General features: G+C 69.4%; 2 protein-coding genes and 1 pseudogene. All 3 read left to right on the plus strand.

The genetic code is table 11. The annotated features are described in order from the left end of the window. Positions 1-431 (plus strand): annotated as a pseudogene (locus HMPREF3086_RS10765) (arsenic resistance protein); the annotation flags it as partial. Positions 432-537: 106 nt separating this feature from the next. Continuing rightward, positions 538-2,031, plus strand: coding sequence for an MDR family MFS transporter (locus HMPREF3086_RS10770; protein WP_070721809.1), 1,494 nt, complete (start codon positions 538-540; stop codon positions 2,029-2,031). A gap of 30 nt (positions 2,032-2,061) precedes the next feature. Further along, positions 2,062-3,195 carry a sterol desaturase family protein gene (locus HMPREF3086_RS10775; RefSeq protein WP_070721811.1) on the plus strand — a complete coding sequence of 378 codons (1,134 nt, stop codon included), beginning with the start codon at positions 2,062-2,064 and terminating at the stop codon, positions 3,193-3,195. The last annotated feature ends 24 nt before the right edge of the window (positions 3,196-3,219 follow it).

Here is a 3,219-nt window from a genome sequence, read left to right on the forward strand (position 1 = left end):
CGGCCGGCGCCGCCGGTCCCGTCGCCCGGGCCGCCGGCGCGGTCGAGCGGGGAGCGGTCTCCGCGATGGTCCCGCTCATGGTCGCCACCCTGGCCCTGGTCGTGGCCTCCCAGATCGCCGCGGTCAGCGAGCAGCTCGGCACGCTGACGCTGGTCGTGCCGGTGTACGCGGTGTACGTGGCCGTCATCGTGCCCGTGGGCGTGCTCGCCGGGCGGCTGGCCGGACTCGATGTGCCCGGCAGGCGGGCGATCGCGTTCAGCGGGGCGACCCGTAACTCGTTGGTGGTCCTCCCGCTCGTCCTGGCGCTGCCGGCGGAGTTCGAGATGGCGCCCCTCGTCGTCGTCACCCAGACCCTCGTCGAGCTCGTCGCGATGGTCGTCCTCGTCCGCCTGGTCCCGCGGCTCGTCCCGGAGGTATTTCGCATCACGTGAGGCGGCGCGCCGGACGAACGTTTAAGTAAGGTGCGAAGGTTCCCGTGCGCGGCCTCCCGGCGCCGGATTCTGCTCTTTTCTCACACCGCAATCCCAGAGGACGACCGTGACGTCTGAAGTCTCCGCCAACCCCAACGCCGCCGCGCCGGCCGCCGCAGAGGCCTCGCCGCCGCTGCCCGCCGCGACCGTGCGCCTCATCGCCCTGCTCGTCGGCGCCGCGTTCGTGGTGATCCTCAACGAGACCATCATGTCCGTGGCGCTGCCCGAGCTCATGGTCGAGTTCGCGGTGACCGCCGCGACCGCGCAGTGGCTCACCACCGCCTTCATGCTCACGATGGCCGTGGTCATCCCGTTCACCGGGTGGCTGCTCGTCCGATTGCCGCTGCGGATCGTGTTCGTCATAGCGATGAGCACGTTCACCGGCGGGACGCTGTTCGCCTCGTTGGCCGTGGTGTTCCCGATGCTGGTCGCCGGCCGGGTCGTGCAGGCCGTCGGCACCGCGATCATGATCCCGTTGCTCATGACGACCGTCCTCAACGTGGTGCCGGCCGACCGTCGCGGCCGCACGATGGGAGTCATCTCCATCGTGATCGCTGTCGCGCCCGCGATCGGTCCCACGGTGGGCGGTCTCGTCCTCGAGGTCCTGAGCTGGCGGTGGATGTTCTGGTCGGTCCTGCCCATCGGGATCGTGGCGCTCGTCGCCGGCGCAGTGCTCATCCGCAACGTCACCGAGCCGCGCCCCATCCCGCTCGACGTCCTCTCCGGCGTGCTCTCCGCCATCGGCTTCGCCGGACTCATCTTCGGTCTCAGCTCGATCGGCGAGGCCGCCAGCGGCAATGCCCTCATCTCGCCGTGGATCCCCGTCGGGATCGGCGCGGTCGCCCTGGCGGTATTCGTGTGGCGTCAGCTCGCGCTCAAGGACTTCGCACTGCTCGACGTGCGGGCCTTCCGGTTCCCCACCTTCACCGTGAGCCTCGTGCTCATGCTCGTCTCGATGATGTCACTGTTCGGCACCCTCATCCTGCTGCCGATGTACATGCAGCAGGTGCTGGGCACCAGCACCCTGAACTCCGGGCTCGCCCTCCTGCCCGGCGGCCTGATCATGGGTGTCCTCGGCTGGTTCGTCGGTCGCGCGTTCGACCGGATCGGCCCGCGCCCCCTCATCATCCCCGGCTCGATCCTGGCTTCCGCCGGCCTGTGGGGCATGTTCACGACCTTCTCCGACGACAGTTCGTTGGCCCTCGTCATGACGTGGCACATCGTCCTCAGCGTGGGACTGGCGTTCCTGTTCTCGCCGCTCATGACCTCCGCGCTCGGGTCGCTGCCGCCGCACCTGTACTCGCACGGTTCCGCACTGCTCAACACCCTGCAGCAGGTAGCGGCAGCCGCCGGGACCGCGCTCTTCATCACCGTCATGACGGTGGGGATCGTGTCCGGTGCCGAATCCGGACTGGGGGACGCCGCGGCGCAGATGACCGGAGTGCACAACGCGCTGCTGCTCGGCGCGGTCATCTCACTGATCCCGGTCATCGGTGTGTTCTTCGTCCGGAACAGCGCCCAGACCGAGGGCCCCGCGACGGCGCCCGCGTCCGCGCACTGACACGTATGAGCTGCGTCATATGATGACGCCATGAAGGTCGATCTGACGGTCCTGGCGATCCCGGCGTTCGTGGCGTCGATGGCGGCCGAGTACGCCTGGCAGAAGCGCAACCCGGCGCCCGATCGGCGGGCCGGCGACTACGAGTTCGCCGACACCATGGCCAGCCTGTCGATGGGCGTCGGGAGTCTGATCGCGCCGTACATCACCGACAGGCTCCTGGCGCCGCTCACCCCGCGGACCGGCCGCTATGCCAAGGCGCTGATGGGCTTCTCCCTGGCCTCGGCCGCCGTGGCCACCGCCGGGGACCTGATCCGCCGCCACCGCGGGTCTGGTCTGCCCGAGGCGGGGACCTTGTCGTCATCATCATCGTCGTCGGCACTGCCCGACGGTGAGGGCGGGGCAACACCCGAGCGCGACGCCGCGATCCCGCCCGCACTGCGCCGGATCACCGGCGGGTCGGCGGTGTCCGCCGTCGCGTCCACGGTGGTCATGGTGTCGACGCTGTGGAGCGCCCAGACCGCGAGCTCGGTCCTGTTCCGCCGGTCCCCGCTGGACCTGGGCTCGGGCCTCCTTACCTACGCCGCCGCGATCCTGGGCTGGGACCTCATCTACTACTGGAACCACCGCTTCGACCACGAGAGTCGCTGGCTGTGGGCCATGCACGTCGTCCACCACTCCAGCGAGCGGTACAACCTCTCGACCGCGCTGCGCCAGCCGGTGGCCGAGGCGTTGACCATCTACGTCCCATACGGGTTGCTGTCGCTGCTGGGCGTGCGGCCGGCGATCGTGCAGGACGCCCGCGCGGTGAACCTCATCTACCAGTTCTGGGTCCACACCGAGGCCATCCGGACCATCGGACCGCTGGAGAAGGTGTTCAACGCGCCGTCGCACCACCGCGTGCACCACGGCAGCAACCGCCGCTACCTCGACCGCAACCACGGCAGCATCCTCATCATCTGGGACCGACTGTTCGGCACCTACGAGCCGGAGGGCGAGGACGTGGTCTACGGGCTCACCACCAACATCAACACCTTCAACCCGCTGCGCATCGCCACGCACGAGTGGCTCGCGATCTCCCGTGACGTCTTCCGCTCGGAGACGTGGAGCGACCGCGTGGGGTATCTCGTGCGCGGGCCGGGTTGGGCCGGGGCGCGGCAGAGCTAGTGGGCATCTCCGTTAGTTCGTCGG

This window comes from Dietzia sp. HMSC21D01, from assembly GCF_001815995.1.
Classification (GTDB): Bacteria; Actinomycetota; Actinomycetes; order Mycobacteriales; family Mycobacteriaceae; genus Dietzia; species Dietzia cinnamea.

What these genes read in the sequence shown, in the direction of transcription:
- HMPREF3086_RS10775 (WP_070721811.1), top strand. Translation starts at nt 2,062, where the DNA reads ATGAAGGTCGATCTGACGGTCCTGGCGATCCCGGCGTTCGTGGCGTCG.